16 protein-coding genes are annotated in these 19,857 nt (G+C 67.4%); 11 read left to right on the plus strand and 5 right to left on the minus strand.

Annotated features, from left to right (window positions below; genetic code table 11):
• Positions 1 to 233: 233 nt before the first annotated feature.
• The gene (gene cgtA, locus CK625_RS08390; protein ID WP_095539871.1) at positions 234 to 1,298 is read left to right on the plus strand and encodes an Obg family GTPase CgtA; all 1,065 of its coding nucleotides are present in this window, start codon (positions 234 to 236) and stop codon (positions 1,296 to 1,298) included.
• Positions 1,299 to 1,332: 34 nt separating this feature from the next.
• Here cgtA and CK625_RS08395 read toward each other — a convergent pair whose 3' ends face one another.
• Positions 1,333 to 2,472, minus strand: a complete 1,140-nt coding sequence (locus CK625_RS08395) for a glycosyltransferase family 4 protein (protein WP_095539957.1) — start codon at positions 2,470 to 2,472, stop codon at positions 1,333 to 1,335.
• Between the two features lie 23 nt (positions 2,473 to 2,495).
• Entirely contained in the window at positions 2,496 to 3,359 is an 864-nt protein-coding gene (locus tag CK625_RS08400) for a glycosyltransferase (RefSeq protein WP_238945583.1), read from the minus strand.
• 54 nt (positions 3,360 to 3,413) lie between these two features.
• Between CK625_RS08400 and CK625_RS08405 the strand changes: the two genes are divergently transcribed.
• Positions 3,414 to 7,526, plus strand: a complete 4,113-nt coding sequence (locus tag CK625_RS08405; protein ID WP_095539872.1) for a methyltransferase domain-containing protein — start codon at positions 3,414 to 3,416, stop codon at positions 7,524 to 7,526.
• 120 nt (positions 7,527 to 7,646) lie between these two features.
• On the opposite strand, the gene CK625_RS08410 is transcribed toward CK625_RS08405, so the two are convergent.
• A complete protein-coding gene (locus CK625_RS08410) occupies positions 7,647 to 9,845 on the minus strand; it encodes a malate synthase G (protein WP_238945584.1) in 2,199 nt (732 codons plus the stop codon).
• Between the two features lie 193 nt (positions 9,846 to 10,038).
• On the opposite strand from CK625_RS08410, the gene CK625_RS08415 reads away from it, so the two are divergent.
• The 7 genes from CK625_RS08415 (at position 10,039) to CK625_RS08440 (ending at position 15,296) form a co-directional block, all read left to right on the plus strand.
• Positions 10,039 to 11,094: a LysR family transcriptional regulator gene (locus CK625_RS08415; protein WP_095539874.1), complete on the plus strand. Its 1,056-nt coding sequence runs from the start codon at positions 10,039 to 10,041 to the stop codon at positions 11,092 to 11,094.
• Between the two features lie 95 nt (positions 11,095 to 11,189).
• Positions 11,190 to 12,083 carry an amino acid ABC transporter substrate-binding protein gene (locus CK625_RS08420; RefSeq protein WP_095539875.1) on the plus strand — a complete coding sequence of 298 codons (894 nt, stop codon included), beginning with the start codon at positions 11,190 to 11,192 and terminating at the stop codon, positions 12,081 to 12,083.
• A gap of 212 nt (positions 12,084 to 12,295) precedes the next feature.
• Entirely contained in the window at positions 12,296 to 13,051 is a 756-nt protein-coding gene (locus tag CK625_RS08425) for an amino acid ABC transporter permease (RefSeq protein WP_095539876.1), read from the plus strand.
• 1 nt (position 13,052) lies between these two features.
• Positions 13,053 to 13,718 (plus strand): amino acid ABC transporter permease, encoded by a 666-nt coding sequence (locus CK625_RS08430; protein WP_095539877.1) that lies wholly within the window; start codon positions 13,053 to 13,055, stop codon positions 13,716 to 13,718.
• Between the two features lie 41 nt (positions 13,719 to 13,759).
• The gene (locus tag CK625_RS08435) at positions 13,760 to 14,497 is read left to right on the plus strand and encodes an amino acid ABC transporter ATP-binding protein (protein WP_095539878.1); all 738 of its coding nucleotides are present in this window, start codon (positions 13,760 to 13,762) and stop codon (positions 14,495 to 14,497) included.
• Positions 14,498 to 14,629: 132 nt separating this feature from the next.
• Positions 14,630 to 14,932 carry a hypothetical protein gene (locus CK625_RS13715; RefSeq protein ID WP_238945585.1) on the plus strand — a complete coding sequence of 101 codons (303 nt, stop codon included), beginning with the start codon at positions 14,630 to 14,632 and terminating at the stop codon, positions 14,930 to 14,932.
• Complete coding sequence (locus CK625_RS08440) at positions 14,910 to 15,296, plus strand: hypothetical protein (protein WP_143326233.1); 387 nt, start codon at positions 14,910 to 14,912, stop codon at positions 15,294 to 15,296. The genes CK625_RS13715 and CK625_RS08440 overlap by 23 nt, the downstream gene beginning before the upstream one ends.
• 175 nt (positions 15,297 to 15,471) lie before the next feature.
• Here the strand turns inward: CK625_RS08440 and CK625_RS08445 are convergent, their stop codons facing one another.
• Positions 15,472 to 17,094 (minus strand): YifB family Mg chelatase-like AAA ATPase, encoded by a 1,623-nt coding sequence (locus tag CK625_RS08445; RefSeq protein WP_095539880.1) that lies wholly within the window; start codon positions 17,092 to 17,094, stop codon positions 15,472 to 15,474.
• 184 nt (positions 17,095 to 17,278) lie between these two features.
• On the opposite strand from CK625_RS08445, the gene CK625_RS08450 reads away from it, so the two are divergent.
• Both CK625_RS08450 and CK625_RS08455 read left to right on the plus strand, forming a co-directional pair.
• Entirely contained in the window at positions 17,279 to 17,905 is a 627-nt protein-coding gene (locus tag CK625_RS08450; RefSeq protein ID WP_095539959.1) for a Maf family protein, read from the plus strand.
• Positions 17,902 to 18,789, plus strand: a complete 888-nt coding sequence (locus tag CK625_RS08455) for an SAM-dependent methyltransferase (RefSeq protein ID WP_095539881.1) — start codon at positions 17,902 to 17,904, stop codon at positions 18,787 to 18,789. The genes CK625_RS08450 and CK625_RS08455 overlap by 4 nt, the downstream gene beginning before the upstream one ends.
• Positions 18,790 to 18,816: 27 nt before the next feature.
• Here CK625_RS08455 and CK625_RS08460 read toward each other — a convergent pair whose 3' ends face one another.
• Positions 18,817 to 19,851, minus strand: coding sequence for an LLM class flavin-dependent oxidoreductase (locus CK625_RS08460; RefSeq protein WP_095539882.1), 1,035 nt, complete (start codon positions 19,849 to 19,851; stop codon positions 18,817 to 18,819).
• Positions 19,852 to 19,857 lie beyond the last annotated feature (6 nt).

Here is a 19,857-nt window from a genome sequence, read left to right on the forward strand (position 1 = left end):
TCAGCCTGGCGAGCATCAGCCCGGGATTGCTGCCCAAGCACTTGCTGCGGTTACGCCAGCGTCTGGGTGAGCAACTGCTGCCCAAACAACGACGGGGGCGACAATGCCCCCGTGTTGTGAAGAAGCCTCCTGCTCGCTATCCGCTCAAGCAGGTTCGTGCTGTTAAGTGAACGGCATTTCCGCCCTGCGGGGCTTTTGTCGTTGGTTCATTCGTTTCTCAAGGAGAGCGCATCATGAAGTTTGTTGACGAAGCCTATATCGATGTGGCGGCAGGCGATGGCGGCAATGGCTGCGCCTCGTTCCGCCATGAAAAGTTCAAGGAATTTGGCGGGCCCGACGGCGGCGATGGCGGGCGCGGCGGCCATGTCTACATCGTGGCCGACACCAACCTCAACACGCTGGTGGATTTCCGCTACGCGCGCCGCCACGAGGCCAAGCGCGGCCAGCACGGCATGGGCTCGGACATGTTCGGCGCCGCCGGCGCCGACCTGACGCTGCGCGTGCCGGCGGGCACCATCGTCAGCGATGCCGACAGCGGCGAGGTGCTGATGGAGCTGCTGGTGCCCGGCGAGAAGCGCATCCTGGCCAAGGGCGGCGATGGCGGCTTTGGCAACCTGCACTACAAGAGCTCGACCAACCGCGCCCCGCGCCAGAAGACCCTGGGCCGGCCCGGCGAGCGCAAAAGCATCAAGCTGGAGCTGAAGGTGCTGGCCGACGTCGGGCTGCTGGGCCTGCCCAATGCGGGCAAGTCCACCTTCATCACGGCAGTCTCGAACGCCCGGCCCAAGGTGGCCGACTACCCGTTCACGACGCTGCACCCCAACCTGGGCGTGGTGCGCGTGGGGCCGGAGCAAAGCTTCGTCGTGGCCGACATCCCCGGCCTGATCGAGGGCGCCTCCGAAGGCGCGGGCCTGGGCCACCAGTTCCTGCGCCACCTGCAGCGCACCGGCCTGCTGCTGCACATCGTGGACGTGGCGCCGTTTGACGACAGCGTCGATCCGGTGGCCCAGGTGCAGGCCATTGCCCAGGAGCTGCGCAAGTACGACCCGCAGCTGTACGACAAGCCGCGCTGGCTGGTGCTCAACAAGGTGGACATGCTCGACGCCGCTGCGCGCAGCGCCATGCTCGACAGGATGCGCCAGGGCCTGCAGTGGCAGGGGCCGATCTACGAGATCTCGGCGCTGGCGCGCGAGGGCTGCGAGCGCCTGGTGCGCGACATTTACCAGTACCTGCAGGCCCAGAAGCCGCCCACCGAGCAGGAGCAGGCCGAGCGCTTCGACCCGCGCTTCGATCGTTGAGCAGCCTGTGCAAAGTCCCTGAAGGCCGCACACGTCACGGCGCGGCGTCCTCGCCCGGCGGGCGCGAGGCGCGCCAGCGCATGTAGGCCGGCACCTTGAAGCGCACGATGGTGATGTAGGCAAAGGTGTAGAGGCTGGCAAACAGCACGCAACAGACCAGCAGCACCCAGGTGGTGTGCCAGAACAAAATGGCCGGCAGCACCGTCAGCATGGTAAAGCCCCACAGATAGGGCGAGGTGCGGTTGTTGCGCATCAGCATGTCGCGCGCCTCGTTGTCGCCATCGAAGACGCGGTGCACGATGCGGCGGTAGATCAGCTGGTGGATGTGCAGCGCATCGGCCACGCCCGGCGAGCTGCCGCGCACCCATTTGCGGTACATGGAAAACAGCGTCTCCCACACCGGGTAGATCAGCAGCAGCAGCGGAAACCAGGGCGAGACCATCGGGTGGCGCTGCACCAGCAAAATGCTGCCGATGGACAGCACGCTGCCCCACAGGTAGGCGCCGCCGTCGCCCGCAAACAGCAGCCCGCGCGGGTAGTTCCAGATCAAAAAACCGCCGCTGGCCGCGGCCGTGACCAGAAACACCACGGCCAGCGTGCGGTCCTGCACCTGGATGCTCACGTGCGCCAGCGCCAGCGCCACGATGATGGCCACCATGCCGGCCAGGCCGTTGTAGCCGTCGATGATGTTGAAGGCGTGCGGCAGGCCGGCAATGGCCAGCAGCGCAATGGCCACGCCCAGCCAGGGCCACAGCCCGGGCATGGCGTCCAGCCAGGCGATGTCCAGCCGCGGCACGCTCACCCCCAGCCAGGCCACGGCCAGCAGGGCGCTGGCCAGGGTCAGCGCAAAGCGCCAGCGCACGGCCATGCGCTGGCTCAGGTCTTCGAGCACGCCGCCCAACACCGCCGGCACCATGCACAGGCCCCAGCACAGCACCCACCAGCCCAGCTGCAGGCCAGCGGCGTCGCCGCGCAGGGTTTGCAGCACGCCTGCGCCAACGGCCACGCCCATGCCCGCGGCCAGCGCCACGCCGCCCAGGCGCGGCACATCGCCCATGTGAAAGCGCTGCGGCATGTCGCCCGGATAACGCCTGGCGTGGCGGCGCGCGCTGCGCACCAGCAAACCGGCGGTGATGGCGGCGACAAAGAACGCCCAGACGCACAGCAGCAGCATCGATTGGCCCTTGTTGAAAAAAATCACTGCAAATCGCGGCGCTGGGCGCTGGGGTGGCGGCGCGCCCAGCGGAAGCTGGGCAGGCACCACAGCCGCAGCAGGCTGTGCACATGCCACAGCAGCGGCCGCAGCTGGCGGCGGCTGGCGCGCTGCGCCAGATGCTGCATGCGGGTCTGGGCGCGCACCAGGGCGCCGATGTCGCGCCGCACGCGCAGGCTCAGGTCCACGTCCTCGCAGTACATGTGAAAGCCTTCGTCAAAACCGCCCAGGCGCTGCCAATCGCGCAGCCGCAGCACCATGCAGGCGCCGCTGACCCAGTCCACCACCTGTTCCTGACGCCCCAGCACGCGCCGGCGCCACAGATTGCCCAGGCTGGGCAGGGCGCGCTCGTTGTCCTGCACCTGGCCCTGGGCATCGAGCAGGCGCGGATAGGCCAGGCCAGTGCCCGGCGCGCGCAGCGCTGCCAGCAGCTGCGCCAGCGGCTGGGCATCGAGCAGCTGCACGTCGGGGTTGAGGATGCAAATGTGCGTGGGCATGTCGGCGCAGGCAGCGAGAGTGGCAATGGCGGCATTGTGATTGCGGCCAAAGCCGGCGGGCGCGCCATTACAAACGATTTCCAGTGTGAAGGGCAGCGCGCCCTGGGCCTGCAGGGCCTGCAGGGCCTGCTGCAGCGCCGGCTCCGGGACATTCAGTGTCACAATCACGCGGCCCAGGCAGGGCTCGGCCTGCTGCTGCAATTGCCGCAGCAGCGCCTCGATCCACTGACCGTGGCCGTGGCTGACGATGGACACGGCCACGCACTCGCGCCCCGGGGCGGGCGCAGCCGCAGCCGGCGGCTGAGCGGCAGGCTGCTGCGCAGCGGCAAACACCGCGTTCGAATCAGGCATGGGCAGTTGCAGAGCTGGCCCGGCAATGCCCAGGCCAATGGTTGACAAGAGACGATGACACTTTCCACGAACGAACTGCACATCTACCTGCGCAATATCGACGACGACGAGCGCACTTCCCTGTCCGTGGTGGTGCAGGAAATCGCCCCGGGCAGCCAGGTGCTGGACCTGGGCTGCGGCAGCGGCGCACTGGGCCAGTACCTGCACACGAAAAAGCAATGCACCGTCGATGGCGTGACGTTCAACGATGCCGAGGCGGATCTGGCCAGGCCCTATTATCGTCAGGTCGCCGTGGCCAATCTGGAGCTGACGCTGCCCAGCGCACTGTTTGGCGCGCAGCGCTACGACGCCATCGTCTGCGCCGACATCCTGGAGCACCTGCGCCAGCCCGAGGCGGTGCTGGCCGATCTGCGCCAGCTGCTGGCGCCAAGCGGCCGGCTGCTGATCTCCATTCCCAACAGCAGCTACGCCGGGCTGGTCGCCGAGCTGGTCGAGGGCGAGTTCCGCTACCGCGAAGAAGGTCTGCTGGACGCCACGCACGTGCGCCACTTCACGCGCCGCTCGCTGCTGCGCCTGCTGCAAGAGCAAGGCTGGCAGGTGCAGCAATTGCAGGCCATTGAGCGGCCGCTGCAGGAGTCGGAGTTCCAGCAGGCCTTCGACGCCCTGCCGCCCGCCGCGGCGCGCTACCTGTTGGCCGCGCCCGATGCGCTGACCTACCAGTTCATCGTCAGCGCCTCGGTGCACGAAGGCCAGGCGCCGGACAATACGCGCTGGCTGCTGCCACAGGCCCAGGCCCTGCCCGGCCAGACGCTGGCGCGCCAGGCCCATTTCTCGGCCCAGCTGTACTGGGACGAGGGCCAGGGCTTTGCCGAAGAGCGCAAGCTGGTGCAGCCCGGCGCCATCGGCCAGCAGCGGCAAACCCTGCGCTTTGCACTGCCCGTGCCGGCGGCGCAGCTGCGCGGCCTGCGGCTGGATCCTGCCGACCGGCCCGGCATCCTCTACCTGCACGCGCTGCGCCTGCTCGATGCGCAGCAGCGCCCGCTGTGGCAGTGGCAGGCCGATGCCGATGGCCAGCCGCTGCTGCAGTCCGCGCCCTCGCAACAAATCGCCTGGGGCGGCGCCCTGCTGGGCCAGGCGCAGGCCATGCCGCTGATACTGACCGGTGACGACCCCTGGCTGCAGCTGCCGCTGGATCTGGCCCGGCTGCAGCAGGACGAATCCCCAGGCCCGCTGACGCTGGAAGTGGAGCTGGGCTGGCCCATGTCGGCCGACTACCTCAGCCTGGTGGGCCAGGTGCAGCCGCTGGAGCGCGCGCAGCGCCAGCTGCATGAGCAATTGCAGGCCCAGGGCGAGCGCCTGGCGCAGATCTGGCGCGACCACGAGCAACTGGCCCAGGCCCACGCCCAGCTGCAGGGCGAGCACGCCCAACTGCAGAGCGAGCGCGCCCAGTTGCACACCACGCACGAGGCGCTGCAGGCCCAGTGGCACCGCACCGAACAGGAGGCGCGGCAATTGTTTGCCGAGCGCGCCCAGGCCCAGGCCGAAGTGGCCGACCTGCACCAGCAACTGCGCGGCATGGCCGAGCACCTGCAGAACATGCGCAATTCGCGCCCGTTTCGCTACACGCGGCCGCTGGTGCGCATGCGCGACTGGGGCCGGCAGCTGCTGCAAGGCCCAGCCCAGGCCAGCCCGGCATCGCCCGCGCCGAGCCCATCGGCCGGCCAGGCCGCCACAGCGCCGGGCGCCCCGGCCCAGGACCCCAACCACAACCTGGCCGCCCAAGCGCCCGTGCCCGCGCCGCTGGGCGAGACCGTGGACATCGTCGTGCCGGTCTACCGCGGCCTGGCCGACACCCGGCTGTGCGTCGAATCGGTGCTGGCCAGCCCGGTGCGCGTGCCCTACCGGCTGATCGTCATCAACGACTGCAGCCCCGAGCCCGAGGTCACCGAGTGGCTGCGCCAGAAGGCCGCGGCCGAGCCGCGCATCACGCTGCTGGAAAACGAGCACAACCTGGGCTTCGTGGGCACCGTCAACCGGGGCATGCAGGCCTCGCAAAGCCACGACGTGCTGCTGCTCAACAGCGACACCGAAGTGGCCAACGACTGGCTGGACCGGCTGCGCCGCACGGCCTACGCCGCCGCGCGCGTGGGCACGGTCACGCCCTTTTCCAGCAATGCGACGATCTGCAGCTACCCGGTGTTCTGCGCCGCCAACCCGCTGCCGCCGGGGCAGACCACGGCCTCGCTGGACCAGCTCTTTGCCCAGGCCAATGCCGGCGCCCATGTGGACGTACCCACCGGCGTGGGCTTTTGCATGTACATCCGCCGCGACTGCCTGCAGGACGTGGGCCTGTTCGACGAGGAGCACTTCGGCAAGGGCTATGGCGAGGAAAACGACTTTTGCCAACGCGCCATCGCCAAGGGCTGGCGCAACCTGCATGCGCTGGACACCTACGTGCTGCACACCGGCGGCGTGAGCTTTGGCCAGAGCAAAAGCCCGCGCGAGCAGGCCGCCATGCAAACCCTGCGCCAGCTGCACCCCAGCTACGAGCTGCAGGTGCATGAATTCCTGGCACGCGACCCGGCCCGGCCCGCGCGGCTGGCCGTGGACTGGCTGCGCCACACCGACGCAGGGCGCAAGCCCATCGTGCTGGCCGTGCAGCACCAGCGCGGCGGCGGCACCGAGCGCCACGTGCTGGAGCTGGCGCAAAGCCTGGCCGGGCAGGCCGTGTTCCTGTCGCTGCGCCCAGCTGGCGCGCAGCGCGTGCAGCTGCAGCTCATCGAATGCGCCCCGGCGGCGCAGGCAAAGGCAGAAACAGAGGCCGACGCCAGTACCGATACCCACATCAGCGCCACCGCCCAGCCACAGGCCAGGCTCTCCGAACAATGGTCGCTGCTGTTCGACCTGGAGGCGCAGCGCGATGAATTGCTGCAATGGCTCAAGGCCCTGCCCGTGGCCCACATCCACTACCACCACCTGCTGGGCCACGAACGCCTGATCTGGGAGCTGCCGCAGTTGCTGGGCCTGGAGTACGACTTCACCGTGCACGACTACTACAGCTTCTGCACCAACATCAGCATGACCGGGCGCAGCGGCCGCTACGAAGTCGATGCCCAGGGCGAATGCTGCGGCGGCCAGCACCCGGCGCCCATCCCCGCCGTCGAGCAGGACATCGCCAGCTGGCGCCTGCGCCACCGGCTGCTGCTCGAAAGCGCGCGCCAGGTGCTGGCCCCCAGCCTGGACGCGGCCGTGCGCATCCAGCGCTTTGCGCCCCAGGCACGGGTGCGCTTTGCGCCGCACACCGATGTGCAGGCCAGCGCCCTGCCCCAGCCCGCACCGTGCCCCCTGCCGGCCCAGCGGCCGCTGCGCATCGCCGTCATCGGCGCGCTCAGCGTCATCAAGGGCGCCGACGTGCTCGAAGCCGTGGCGCGCCTGGCCAAGCAGCAAGGCGCGGCGCTGGAGTTTCACCTCATCGGCTTTGCCTACCGCCACCTGCAGACCGCCCCGGCCAGCGCGCTGCAGGTGCACGGCCAGTACGACGAGCAAGACCTGCCGGCCATCCTGCAGCGCCTGGCGCCCGATCTGGTCTGGCTGCCCGCGCAGTGGCCCGAGACCTACAGCTACACCCTCAGCGCCGCACTGCAGCAAGGCCTGCCCGTGCTCGTGCCCGACCTGGGCGCCTTTGCCGAGCGCGTCGCAGGCCGGCCCTGGAGCTGGGTGCTGCCCTGGGACTGCACGCCCGCGCAATGGCTGCAGCACCTGCTGGCCCTGCGCGAGCAGCACTTCCTCACCGGCACCGCGCCCACGCCGCCCGAGCTGCCAGCGGCACTGGCGCAATACCAGGCCCAGGAAGTGGCCAAGCACGTGCCAAGCTGGGACTATGCGCAGCACTACCTGCCTCACCAGGCCAGCGACGGCGCACCCGCTGCGACTGCCAATGCCCAGGCGATAACCGCCCAAGCCGTGGCCGGCGCCCATGCCTTCGCGCGGGCCTTGCAGCAGGCCCCAGCCCACCAGCAAACAGGCTTGCATGGCGGCGCGCAGGGCCTGCGCAGCACCCTCCTGACGCAACTGGTGCGGCTGCGCGCCATGCCTGCACTGCGCCCCATAGCCCGCGCCATCCCGCCCCGGCTGCAAGCCCGCGTCAAGAGTTGGCTGCAGCGCTGAAAGCCGAGACTCGAAGCCTGTTCACGATTTCGGTGCGAATAGGCCACAGATGGACGCAATGAAAGCCCGCTCCTTTGCAGGAAGCGGGCTTTTCACAGCGCGGTGCGGCAGACCGCTGCCTCAGGCGGCCGCCTTGCGGCGCAGGCGCCAGGCGTGCAGCAGGGGCTCGGTGTAGCCGCTGGGCTGCTGCTCCCCTTTGAACACCAGGTCGGTGGCGGCGCGGTAGGCGTAGGAGTCGGCAAAGCGCCCGGCCATGTTCTGGTAGAGCGGGTCGCCCGCGTTTTGCGCGTCAACGACGGCGGCCATGCGCTCGAAGGTCTCGCGCACCTGCTGCTCGCTGACCACGCCATGGGCCAGCCAGTTGGCGATGTGCTGGCTGGAGATGCGCAGCGTGGCGCGGTCTTCCATCAGGCCGACGTTGTTGATGTCGGGCACCTTGGAGCAGCCCACGCCCTGGTCGATCCAGCGCACCACGTAGCCGAGGATGCCCTGGATGTTGTTGTCCAGCTCCTGCTGCTTTTCCTCCTCGCTCCACTTGGCCGCCTGCACCACGGGGATGTGCAGCAAATCGGCCAGCAGGCCATCGCGCACGCTTTCGTAGTCGGTCTGGCCCAGCTCGGCCTGGATGCTGGGCACGTCCACCTGGTGGTAGTGCAACGCGTGCAGGGTAGCGGCCGTGGGCGATGGCACCCAGGCGGTGTTGGCGCCGGCCTTGGGGTGGCCGATTTTCTGCTCCAGCATCTGCGCCATCAAATCGGGCATGGCCCACATGCCCTTGCCGATCTGCGCGCGGCCGCGCAGCCCGCAGGACAGGCCCACCAGCACGTTGTTCTTCTCGTAGGCGGCGATCCAGGCGCTGGTTTTCATATCGCCCTTGCGGAACACCGCGCCGGCCTGCATGACGCTGTGGATTTCATCGCCGGTGCGGTCCAGAAAGCCGGTGTTGATGAAGGCCACGCGCGCTGGCGCGGCGGCGATGCAGGCCTTGAGGTTGACGGAGGTGCGGCGCTCCTCGTCCATGATGCCGAGCTTGACGGTGTGCTCGGGCAGGCCCAGCAACTTTTCCACGGCGCCAAACAAGGCGTTGGCAAAGGCCACTTCGGCCGGGCCATGCATCTTGGGCTTGACGATGTAGACCGAGCCCTTGCGCGAGTTGCGGATGCCGTTCTGGCCGTGGCCTTGCAGGTCGTGCATGGCAATGGCCGTGGTGATGGCCGCGTCCATGATGCCCTCGGGGATTTCCTGGCCCTGCTCGCCCCAGAGGATGGCCGGGTTGGTCATCAGGTGGCCAACGTTGCGCACGAACATCAGCGAGCGGCCATGCAGGCGCAGGGGCTGGCCATCGACGCCGGTGTATTCGCGGTCCGGGTTCAGGCGCCGCGTGAAGCTGCGCCCGCCCTTGCTGACCTGCTCGGTCAGCGTGCCCTTGAGGATGCCCAGCCAGTTGGCGTAGCCGGCGATCTTGTCCTCGGCATCGACGGCGGCCACGGAGTCCTCCAGATCGAGGATGGTGGACAGCGCCGCCTCCAACACCACGTCGCTGATGCCGGCCGCGTCGCCCTGCCCGATGGGCGTGCTGCGATCGATCTGGATGTCGATGTGCAGGCCGTTGTGCACCAGCAGCACCGACGAGGGCGCCTCGGCCTGGCCCTGGTAGCCCACCAGCTGCGCCGCATCCTGCAGGCCGGTGCTCAGGCCATTGCCCAGCGAGACCACCAGCTTGCCGCCCTCGATGGCCAGGCCCGTGGCCTGCTGGTAGGAGCCATTGGCCAGCGGCGCGGCCGCATCCAGGAACTGGCGCACATAGGCAATCACCTTGGCGCCGCGCACCGGGTTGTAGCCCGCGCCGGCCTCGGCGCCGCCATCGCTGGGGATGGCGTCCGTGCCGTACAGCGCGTCGTACAGCGAGCCCCAACGCGCGTTAGCGGCGTTGAGCGCATAGCGCGCGTTCAGAATGGGCACCACCAGCTGCGGCCCGGCCAGCTTGGCCAGCTCATCGTCCACCTGCTCGGTGCGGGCCTGGGCATCGGCCGGGTTGGGCACGATGTAGCCAATGCCTTCCAAAAAGCTGCGGTAGGCGGCAATGTCCTGGATCGGGCCGGGATGGGCGCGGTGCCACTTGTCCAGCTCGGCCTGCAGCCGCTCGCGCTCGGCCAGCAAGGCGGCGTTCTTGGGCGCGAACTCATGCACGATGGCGGCAAAGCCCTTCCAGAACGCCTCGCTGTCGATGCCGGTGCCGGGCAGCACCTGCTCGTCCACAAAGGACTTCAGCGCCGGGGCCACTTGCAGGCCATGCACGGGGGTGCGGGTGGAACTCATGAAAACACTCCGGTAAAAATGATCGAGAGGGCGTACTGTATGCAATCTTTCAGTACGCATCAGACAAGCAAAAATACAATCGCCATTGACGAAAAGTAAAAAATGCGCCCGCGCAAGGCGGGCATGCCAGGCAAAGCAGTAGCCAAAGAGGCCGCCCAGAAAAAGCGGCCAAGCCCCAGCGCAGCCTCACCCCATGGACAAGTTCAAAGCCATCGAAACCTTTGTGCGCGTGGCCAGCCAGGGCAGCCTCAGCGCTGCGGCCAGGTCGGAGCAGGTGGTGCCGGCCATTGTCGGCCGCCGGCTCGATGCGCTGGAGGCGCACCTGGGCGTCAAGCTGCTGGTGCGCACCACGCGCCGCATCACCCTGACGCGCGAAGGCGCGGCCTTTTTAGAAGACTGCCAGCGCCTGCTGGCCGACTGGGCGGACGCCGAGGCCAGCGTCTCGGCCGGCAACGTGCGCGCCAGCGGCTCGCTGCGCATCACCGCCCCGGCCGGCTTCGGCCGCCGCCACGTGGCGCCGCTGGTGCCCAAGTTCCAGGCCTTGCACCCGCAGCTGCGCATCTCGCTGAACCTCAGCGACCGCCTGGTGGACCTGACCGGCGAAGGCTACGACTGCGCGGTGCGCGTGGGCGACCTGCCCGACTCCAGCCTGGTGAGCATCCGACTGGCCGACAACCGCCGCCTGTGCGTGGCCGCGCCCAGCTACATCGCGCAGCACGGCCAGCCGCGCCACCCGGCCGAGCTGGCGCAGCACAACTGCCTGAGCCTGTCCAGCGAGGCCTCGCAAAGCCGGGGCTGGGCCTTTTCCGTACCGGATGAGCCAGCCCCGCCCGCCAGCGCCGCCACGGCCAGCGGCCAGGGGCGGCCGCGCCAACCGGGCGCGCGGCGCGAGCCGGCGCGGCACATCCTCTACATCAAGCCGCGCGGCGGGCTGGACTGCAGCGACGGCCAAGTGCTGCACGACTGGTGCCTGGCCGGCCACGGCGTGGCCTGGCGCAGCCTCTGGGAGGTGCAGGACGACCTGGCGCAGGGCCGCCTGGTGCAGCTGCTCGAGGCCTTTGCCGCGCCGCCCAACGGCATCTACGCCGTACTGCCCGAGCGCCGCCACGTGCCGCTGCGCGTGCGGCTGTGGATCGACTTCCTGCGCCAGCACTACGGCCAGCCGCACTTCTGGCTGCGCCCCAAAGACGCGCCCAATGCCCCTGCAAGCCACAACGGCGGCGCTGGCGAAATTGTCAAGCAATCCTGAGGCGGCATTTTGCGATAATGCCCCGTCTTGGCCCGCCCCCCATGCACTGCTGGTGCACGCGGCAGGCTCTATTCATTCCATCAAAGGAGCACGTGATGAAAAAACAAGTTTTTGCCCTGGCACTGCTGGCCGCCGCTGCCACGGCCACCGTGGCCCAGGCCGATACGCTGGAGAAGATCAAGAACTCCGGCGAGGTGACGCTGGGCGTGCGTGAGTCCTCCGGCCTGGGCTATACGCTGGGCAATGGCGTGTACGTGGGCTTTCACACCGAGATGGCCGAGAACATCATCAAGGATCTGGAAAAAGACCTGGGCAAGCCGCTGAAGATCAAGTACCAGCCCATCACTTCGCAAAACCGCATCCCGCTGATGACCAACGGCACCATCGATTTCGAATGCGGCTCGACCACCAACAACCGCGCCCGCCAGAAGGAAGTGGACTTTGCCCACACCACCTACGTGGAAGAAGTGCGCATGGCCACCAAGAAGGACTCGGGCATCCAGTCCGTGGCCGATCTGAACAACAAGACCATTGCCGTGACCACCGGCACGACTTCGGTGCAAACGCTGCGCAAGCACCGCCGCGCCGAGGGCGTGAGCTTCAAGGAAGTCATGGGCAAGGACCACGCCGACAGCTTCCTGCTGCTGGAGACTGGCCGCGCCGATGTGTTCGTGATGGACGGCTCCATCCTGGCGGCCAACATCTCCAAGTCGCGCACGCCGGACAACTACCGTATCGTCGGTGAAGTCCTCAGCGTCGAGCCCATCGCCTGCATGCTGCGCAAGGACGACGACGCCTTCAAGGCCGCGATCAACAAGAGCATCGAGCGCCAGATGAAGGACGGCACGCTGGAAAAACTGTGGGACAAGTGGTTCCTGCAGCCCACACCGCCGGCCAACACCGTGGTGAACCTGCCGCTGTCGGAAAGCACCAAGAAGGCCTGGGCCAACCCCAACAGCAAGCCGATGGAAGACTACCAGGTGGAATAAGGCCTGGCATCAATAGCCCGGGGCCGCTGGCCTGCTGCCCCGTCAAACGCTCCGTTGGCAGGACGCCGCTCCCGCCGACGGAGCGTTTTTGAATCTGGCTGCGCTAGGGATTGTTGGGATTGGGTTCGCGAAGCGGTTTTTCGAGGCAAAAACCGCAGATGCACGCGACGCTGCAATGGGTGCAGACCTGACTTGGTCATCAGGAGGACGCAATGAATTGGGATTGGCAAGTCTTTTGCCAGGACAACATCAGCAACGAGGTGGTGCAAGGCTGCTTTGGCAAGGGCGGGGACATCACCTATCTGGACTGGATGCTCTCGGCCTGGGGCTGGACCCTGGCCGTGGCCGGGCCGTCGCTGCTGCTGGCGCTGCTGGTGGGCTCGGTCATCGGCACCATCCGCACGCTGCCCAACAGCCCTTGGCTGGTGCGCCTGGGCAATGCCTGGGTGGAGCTGTTTCGCAACATCCCGCTGCTGGTGCAGATCTTCCTGTGGTACCACGTCGTGCCCAGCCTGTTTCCCGCCATGCGAGAGCTGCCCGGCTTCGTGCTGGTGGTGCTGGCGCTGGGCTTTTTCACCTCGGCGCGCATTGCCGAGCAGGTGCGCGCCGGCATCCAATCGCTGCCGCGCGGCCAGCGCTATGCCGGCATGGCACTGGGCCTGACCACGCTGCAGTGCTACCGCTACGTGCTGCTGCCCATGGCCTTTCGCATCATCATCCCGCCGCTGACCAGCGAGACGATGAACATCCTCAAGAACACCTCGGTGGCCTTTGCCGTCTCCATCACCGAGCTGACCATGTTCGCCATGCAGGCGCAGGAGGAAACCGCCCGCGGCGTGGAAATCTACCTGGCGGTCACGGCGCTCTATGCCGTCTCGGCCTTTGCCGTCAACCGCATCATGGCATTCATCGAACAGCGCGTGCGCGTGCCCGGCTTCATCGCCGGCGGCGCTGCAGGGGGGCATTGAAATGGGTTTGGACTGGAGCTTCTTCAACTGGGACATCGTCAGCCAGTACGTGCTCAAGGGGCTGTACTTCAGCCTGTACCTGACGGCCATTGCCACCCTGGGCGGCATCTTCTTTGGCACGCTGCTGGCCATGATGCGCCTGTCGGGCAGCAAATGGCTGCAAGTGCCCGCCACCATCTACGTCAACGGCATGCGCTCCATCCCGCTGGTGATGGTCATCCTGTGGTTCTTCCTGCTCGTGCCGCTGATCACCGGCCGCTCCGTCGGGGCCGAGCTCTCGGCCATCGTCACCTTCATCGCCTTTGAGGCGGCGTACTTCAGCGAAATCATGCGCGCGGGCATCCAGTCGATCCCGCGCGGGCAAGTCTATGCCGGCCAGGCGCTGGGCATGAGCTACGCGCAAAACATGCGCCTGGTGATCCTGCCGCAGGCCTTTCGCAACATGCTGCCGGTGCTGCTGACGCAGACCATCATCCTGTTTCAGGACACCTCGCTGGTCTACGCCATCGGCGCCTACGACATGCTCAAGGGCTTCGAGACCGCCGGGCGCAACTTTGGCCGCCCGGTCGAGGCCTACATCGGCGCGGCCGTGGTGTACTTCATCATCTGCTTCACCCTCTCCCGGCTGGTCAAACGCCTGAACCAGAAAATCGCCATCATCCGCTGAGGCGCGCTCACCGCGCGGCTCAGCCCCAGCAAAGGTTTTCCATGATCGAACTGAAAAACGTCTCCAAATGGTATGGCGAGGTGCAAGTGCTCAACAACTGCACCACGCGCATCGAGAAAAGCGAAGTGGTCGTCGTGGCCGGGCCCTCAGGCTCGGGCAAATCCACCCTCATCAAAACCATCAACGCGCTCGAACCCTTCCAGAAAGGGGAGATCTGGGTGGACGGCGTGCCCGTGCACGACCCAAAGACCGACCTGCCCAAGCTGCGCAGCCGCGTGGGCATGGTGTTCCAGCACTTCGAGCTGTTTCCGCACCTGTCCGTGCAGGACAACCTGACCCTGGCGCAAATCAAGGTGCTGGGGCGCAACCCCAGCGACGCCAAGGCCCACGGCCTCAAATACCTCGACCGCGTGGGCCTGATGGCGCACAAGGACAAATTCCCCGGCCAGCTCTCGGGCGGTCAGCAACAGCGCGTGGCCATTGCGCGCGCCCTGTCCATGGACCCCATCGTCATGCTGTTTGACGAGCCCACCTCGGCGCTGGATCCGGAAATGGTCGGCGAAGTGCTCGACGTCATGGTCGGCCTGGCCAACGAAGGCATGACCATGATGGTCGTGACCCACGAAATGGGCTTTGCCCGCAAAGTCGGCAGCCGCGTGATCTTCATGGACGTGGGCGGCAAAATCCTCGAAGACTGCAGCACCCAGGAATTCTTTGGCAACCCCGAAGCGCGCCAGCCCCGCACCAAGGACTTCCTGCAAAAAATCCTGTCGCACTGACGGCCAGGGCTGGCCTGGGCCAGCCCACCTCATGCTGGGGCGGCAATCGGGTAACCGTAAAAGCCATGCCACCGTTCCCCCGTGAAGAAGGGTTGCCGCCCACAGCCATCGACCAAGGCAAAAAATGCATTGATGAAGCTCCCCAGACAAACACACTGTTTATTTGCCCTGCCCATTTTGATTTCTGGCTGCGCCCTTCACTCGCAAGAACCAGCAAGCCACGCCCAAGATCATGCGATCAATCGCGTGAAAATGCACTTGAGATCAAACGGTTGGAATGATGAGTCCGCAGCTCTTTCGTGCAATGCGATGACGGAAGGCGGGCACCACTATGTTTTATGCAGATTCAACAACCCCCCAAATGAATGGGGCAATCACTCGATTTATGTATTGAATAAGAATTTTGAAGTGATTGCAATCATTCCCGGCAGATGAAGCAGAGTCCAAACCCATCAAAAACCAAAATACAATCGAGATATTTTCTATGATGATTCATAAGTTGATTTTGTCTGCAACGCCATTTCTTGTGGCTGCCTGCAGTGTTTGGGAACAACCCGGTATCGAGACGTGGGATATCGACAGCGAGACTACAGATCATCTAAAAGTCAGGATCGTAGAGATATTCAACTCCCGCCCTGAATTTAAAGTATGGAACCCGGAGGGCTGCTACTATCGAATGGACAAGCATTTTTACTATGTCGCATGCAAAAAGATCATTGAGGGAAAAGATTTTTTTTGGGATGATGTAAATATCTTACTGACCTTCGACAAAGATTTTAATTTAATAGAAATGAACTAAACAAAACATCAATTGAAGCAACATAAAAACAACGATCAGCCAAAAATAAAACCCAATCAATTCGAAAATTATTGATTTCATATCCACAAGAGATAAATTCACAAAAATTATCCTTACTGGCTTAAATCAGACTATCAAAACAAGCGCCTAAAAATTGCACAGAACGTTGCACAACTCAATCCTTCTGCGTCGGCAGCGCGCGGCGGTATTGCACGGCTTCGGCCACGTGGGCGGGCTCGATGGGGCCGGACGGCGTTGGCGCGTTGGCTTCGGCCTGGTTGGCCTGCTGCAGATCGGCGATGGTGCGCGCCACGCGCAGTACGCGGTGCATGGCGCGGGCCGACCATTGCATTTGCTGCGCGGCCGCCTGCAGCAGCTGGCGCGCGGCATCGCTCAGTGGGGCGTGTTGTTGCAGAGCCTTGCCTTCCAGCGCCTGGTTGGTGTGGCCTTGCCGGGCCTGGGCGTACTGCACGGCGCGCACCACGCGCTGCTGGATGGCGGCGCTGGGCTCGCCGCCGCCGGCCTGCATCAGCTCTTGCACAGGCAGGGCCTGCACTTCGATGTGCAGGTCGATGCGATCCAGCAAGGGGCCGCTGAGCCGCCCCTGGTAGCGCGCCACCTGCTCGGGCGTGCAGCGGCAGGCGCGCGCCGTGGAGCCCCAATGGCCGCAGGGGCAGGGGTTCATCGCGGCGATGAGCTGAAAGCGCGCCGGGAATTGGGCGTGGCGCCCGGCGCGGGCGATGTGGATGGTGCCAGTCTCCAGCGGCTCGCGCAGCGCCTCCAGCGCCGCGCGCGGGAATTCCGGCAATTCATCGAGGAACAGCACGCCCTGGTGCGCCAGGGAGATTTCCCCAGGCTTGGGGGGCGAGCCGCCGCCCACCAGCGCCACGGCGCTGGCCGTGTGGTGCGGGCTGCGCACTGGGCGCACGCCCCATTGCTCCCAGCGCAATGGCCCGGCCAGGCTGGCCATGGCGGCGCTTTGCAACGCATCGGCCGGCGTCAGCGGCGGCAGCAGGCCGGCCAGGCGCTGCGCCAGCATGGATTTGCCTGCCCCTGGCGGCCCGACCATGAGCAGGTGATGGCCGCCAGCGGCGGCAATTTCCAGCGCGCGGCGCGCGGCCAGCTGGCCTTTGACATCGGCCATGTCCGGGTAGCGCGGCGGCCGGTGGCGGGCATCGCCGGGTTGCAGGCGCACCAGGCCGTGGCCGGGCTCGGCATCGGCTGCGTCCGGCCCGGGGCCGCCCTGGCGGAAGAAGGCCACCGCATCGAGCAGGTGCGCAGCGCGGTAGACGGTGCAATCGGGGGCCAGCACGGCTTCCTCGGCGCTGCCCGGCGGCAGCACCCATTGCAGGGGCGCGGGGGCCTCTGCCGCCGCGGCTGCATCTGCGCCTGGGCTGGGCACCGCTGACCGCGCCAGCACCATGGGCAGGGCGCCGCGCACCGGCCGCAACGCGCCTGAGAGCGAGAGCTCCCCGGCAAACGCAAAACCTGCCAGGCGCTGCGCATCGAGCAGGCCGCTGGCGGCCAGAATGCCCAGTGCAATGGGCAGATCGAAGCGGCCCGAATCCTTGGGCAGATCGGCCGGCGCCAGGTTGACGGTGATGCGCTTGTTGCTGGGAAACTCCAGCCCGCTGTTGAGGATGGCCGAGCGCACGCGCTCGCGCGCCTCGCGCACTTCCACATCCGCCAGCCCGACCAGCGTGAAGCTGGGCAGGCCATTGGCCAGGTGCACTTCCACCGTCACGCCCGGGGCCTCCAGGCCCAGCAGCGCGCGGCTTTGCAGTTGCGCCAATCCCATGTGTTCTCCTTCTTGCCGGCTTGCCCCGCTTGCCCCTCTGCCCGCCAGCCTGCCCCCGCCAAAACGCTGGATGCAGGATGGCCCAATGCGGAAAATTATCCTGCCCTTGGCAGTACTCAGCCAGCACGCGGCCAGTGTGCAAGCCATGCGCGGCGGGCGCACTGCGCCGGGCGACAATCACGCCATGAACCTCCCGATTCCCTCCCCCTCATCCCCCGGCCAGCAGGGCGCTGCCCTACGGCTGATCCTGGCCTCGACCTCACGCTACCGGCAAGAGTTGCTCGCCCGCCTGGGCCTGCCCTTCGAGGCCATCGCCCCGGACGTGGACGAAACCCCGCTGCCGGGTGAGGCCCCGCAGGCGCTGGCCCAGCGCCTGGCGCTGGCCAAGGCGCGCAGCGTGGCCGCGCGCCACCCCCAGGCGCTGGTCATTGGCTCCGACCAGGTGGCCGAGCTCGACGGCCAGGCGCTGGGCAAGCCGCTGCAGCACGCGCGCGCCGTGGCCCAGCTCACGCAGATGAGCGGCCGCACCGTGGTGTTCCACACCGCCGTGGCCGTGGTCTGCCAGGCGCGCGGCCTGGCGCTGCAGGAGCTGGCGCCGGTGCGCACGCGCTTTCGCCCGCTGGATGCGGCCACCATCGAGCGCTACCTGCGCGCCGAACAGCCCTACGACTGCGCCGGCAGCGCCAAGAGCGAGGGCCTGGGCATTGCGCTGCTGGACGAAATCGCCAGCGACGACCCCACGGCCCTGATCGGCCTGCCGCTGATCCGCACCTGCCGCCTGCTGCGCCAGGCCGGGCTGGACATCCCATGAGCGCGCCGGCCGCCCCCACCGCAGCCACCGCGCCGCGCGGGCGCCTGCTGCTGGTGCCCGCGCCGCTGGACTTCGGTTGCGCCGAACAAGTGCCGCTGGAGCAGGTGCTGCCCGCGCACACGCTGCGCGAGGCGGCGCGGCTGCGCCATTGGATTGCCGAAAGCGCCAAGAGCGCGCGCGCCTACCTCAAGCGCATCGACGCGCTGTACCCGCTGGCAGCGCCCTTGCAGGAGCTGCACATCGCCGAGCTGCCGCGCCACATCCACAAGCTGGGCGACCACGCCGGCGCCGCACGGCCCGGGGCCGGCCGCAGCGCGGCAGCCCGCCAGCGGCCAGGGCGCCACGGCGCCCAGCACAGCAGCGATGGCGGCGCTGCGCCCTTCGAGCCGCGCGCGCTGCTGCAACCGGCACTGGCCGGGCACGACATCGGCCTGGTCAGCGAGGCGGGCATGCCCGGCGTGGCCGACCCGGGCTCCTCCATCGTGCGCGCCGCGCACCAGCTCGGGCTGGGCGTGCTGCCCTTGGTCGGCCCGGTGTCGCTGCTGTTGGCGCTGGCTGCCTCGGGCCTCAATGGCCAGAGCTTTGCCTTCGTCGGCTACCTGCCGCAGGACGGCGCGGCCCGCGCCGCCGCCATCGGCCAGCTCGAAGCCCAGGCCCGCCGCAGCGGCCAGGCGCAAATCCTGATCGAAACGCCCTACCGCAACGCGCGCCTGTGGCAGGCGCTGCTGCAACACCTGCGGCCCGAGACCTGGCTGTCCATCAGCGCCGGGCTGAGCCTGCCGGGCGCCATCAGCCAAAGCCGCCCGGTGCAGCAATGGCGCAGCCTGGGCAGCGCCTGCCCGGTCGATGGCAAGACCCCGGCGGTGTTCACGCTGGGCTGCTGAAGGGGCGCTGCAAGAGGACTGCGCCCGCTACACCGCACCGCCAGACGCTGCGGCGCCGGCGGCGGCCCAGGCGGCGGCGGTGATGTCCAGCGATTGCAGGCGTGCGTCCAGCTCGAAGGTGTCGGTCACGAGCATGAACTCATCGGCCTGCGTGGCCGCAGCCAGGGCCTGCAGGCCCTGCTGCACGGTTTGCGGGCCGCCGATCAGGCCGATGGCCAGAAAGTCGCGGATGGCCTGGCGGGCGCGCTCGTCGAGCTGCGCCATGAAGCCCTGCACGGGCGGCTGCATCAGGCCGCGCTGGTTGGTAAGAATGCCCAGGATGCGCTGGTAGGTGCTGCTGGCCAGGTATTCGGCCTGGGCGTCGCTGGCGGCGGCCACCACTGGCACGCCGATCATGACGTAGGGCCGCTGCAGCGCCGGCGACGGGCGGAAGGTGCTGCGGTACAGCTGCAGCGCCTGGTGCAGCAGGCGCGGCGCGAAGTGCGAGGCAAAGGCATAGGGCAGGCCCAGCTGCCCGGCCAGCTGGGCCGAGAACAGGCTGGAGCCCAGCAACCAGATGGGCACATGGCTGCCGGCGCCGGGCGTGGCCACCAGCGCCTGGCCGGGGCGGGGGTCGTCAAGCAGTTGCTGCAGTTGCTGCACTTCACGCGGGAAGTCCTCCTCGCTTTCCACGCGGCCTCGGCGCAGGGCGCGCATGGTGGGCTGGTCGGTGCCGGGGGCGCGGCCTAGGCCCAGGTCGATGCGCCCTGGGTAGATGGCCTGCAGCGTGCCAAAGGCCTCGGCCACCACCAGCGGCGCGTGGTTGGGCAGCATGATGCCGCCGGCACCGACGCGGATGCGCGCGGTCTGGCCAGCAACGTGGCCGATCAGCACCGCCGTGGCCGAGCTGGCGATGCCGGGCATGTTGTGGTGCTCGGCCATCCAGTAGCGCACAAAGCCCAGCTGCTCGACGTGCTGGGCGGTGCGCACGGCGGTGTCGATGGCAGCAGAAATGCTCTGGCCCTGGCGTACGGTAACCAGGTCGAGCATGGACAGGCGCGGCATGGGGCTGTGACTTGGCATGGGGGC

The organism is Vandammella animalimorsus (assembly GCF_002285265.1).
Taxonomy (GTDB): Bacteria; Pseudomonadota; Gammaproteobacteria; order Burkholderiales; family Burkholderiaceae_C; genus Lampropedia.

Coding starts and splice junctions, on each gene's coding strand:
- CK625_RS08445 (WP_095539880.1), bottom strand. CDS start 17,094: ATGGGATTGGCGCAACTGCAAAGCCGCGCGCTGCTGGGCCTGGAGGCC.
- CK625_RS08415 (WP_095539874.1), top strand. CDS start 10,039: ATGGACAAGTTCAAAGCCATCGAAACCTTTGTGCGCGTGGCCAGCCAG.
- CK625_RS08450 (WP_095539959.1), top strand. CDS start 17,279: ATGAACCTCCCGATTCCCTCCCCCTCATCCCCCGGCCAGCAGGGCGCT.
- CK625_RS08410 (WP_238945584.1), bottom strand. CDS start 9,845: ATGAGTTCCACCCGCACCCCCGTGCATGGCCTGCAAGTGGCCCCGGCG.
- CK625_RS08420 (WP_095539875.1), top strand. CDS start 11,190: ATGAAAAAACAAGTTTTTGCCCTGGCACTGCTGGCCGCCGCTGCCACG.
- CK625_RS08430 (WP_095539877.1), top strand. CDS start 13,053: ATGGGTTTGGACTGGAGCTTCTTCAACTGGGACATCGTCAGCCAGTAC.
- CK625_RS08455 (WP_095539881.1), top strand. CDS start 17,902: ATGAGCGCGCCGGCCGCCCCCACCGCAGCCACCGCGCCGCGCGGGCGC.
- CK625_RS08425 (WP_095539876.1), top strand. CDS start 12,296: ATGAATTGGGATTGGCAAGTCTTTTGCCAGGACAACATCAGCAACGAG.
- CK625_RS08460 (WP_095539882.1), bottom strand. CDS start 19,851: ATGCCAAGTCACAGCCCCATGCCGCGCCTGTCCATGCTCGACCTGGTT.
- CK625_RS08395 (WP_095539957.1), bottom strand. CDS start 2,472: ATGCTGCTGCTGTGCGTCTGGGCGTTCTTTGTCGCCGCCATCACCGCC.
- CK625_RS08435 (WP_095539878.1), top strand. CDS start 13,760: ATGATCGAACTGAAAAACGTCTCCAAATGGTATGGCGAGGTGCAAGTG.
- cgtA (WP_095539871.1), top strand. CDS start 234: ATGAAGTTTGTTGACGAAGCCTATATCGATGTGGCGGCAGGCGATGGC.
- CK625_RS08400 (WP_238945583.1), bottom strand. CDS start 3,359: ATGCCTGATTCGAACGCGGTGTTTGCCGCTGCGCAGCAGCCTGCCGCT.
- CK625_RS08405 (WP_095539872.1), top strand. CDS start 3,414: ATGACACTTTCCACGAACGAACTGCACATCTACCTGCGCAATATCGAC.
- CK625_RS13715 (WP_238945585.1), top strand. CDS start 14,630: ATGAAGCTCCCCAGACAAACACACTGTTTATTTGCCCTGCCCATTTTG.